Source organism: Geobacillus sp. ZGt-1 (genome assembly GCF_001026865.1).
GTDB classification, from domain to species: Bacteria; Bacillota; Bacilli; order Bacillales; family Anoxybacillaceae; genus Geobacillus; species Geobacillus thermoleovorans.
The window spans coordinates 1-509 of record NZ_LDPD01000237.1 but is presented as its reverse complement, the minus strand read 5'-3'; the positions used below and the strand labels follow the sequence as shown (position 1 = coordinate 509).

General features: G+C 32.4%; 1 protein-coding gene. It reads right to left on the bottom strand.

Annotated elements, in window-relative coordinates:
• On the bottom strand, positions 1-299 hold a 299-nt coding region (locus VU18_RS16955; RefSeq protein ID WP_173426839.1), incomplete at its 3' end, for a MerR family transcriptional regulator.
• Positions 300-509 lie beyond the last annotated feature (210 nt).

The window sequence follows — 509 nt, the reverse complement described above, 5'->3', positions numbered from 1 at the left end:
TCCAACAGTTCTTCTTGAATATGTTTCATTTCTTCTTGAAGGTGCTCAATTTTATCTACAATTTCATCCGCAGCATCTGGTTGACTTTGGATAATCTGCAATCGCTCTTTGATTTCCTCCAGAGTTAAATGCTGTTTTTTTAATGCATCAATTAACTGTAAACGTTCGAAACTTTCTTCGGGATAATAGCGATAATTTGTTTCGGAGCGAACAGGTTCTAGCAACCCTAATTGTGTATAATAATCAATGGTTCGTTTCGAAACGCCAGCTAATTCTGCAAGTTCACCAATTTTAAACAACTTCCCAATGAACTCACTCCCTAATATTTTTCGTAATGCTAATTAGATTATATTCTTAAAAAAACTGTACAGTCAAACGTTATACTGTTGATTTTTGTTTCAAATTCGTTTTAATCACTACATACGAATATATTTTGATTTTGGATTCATGAATAAAACTGTAGATGAGCAAATTGGCTAACATAAATTTACAACCAAACAAAAAAGGAG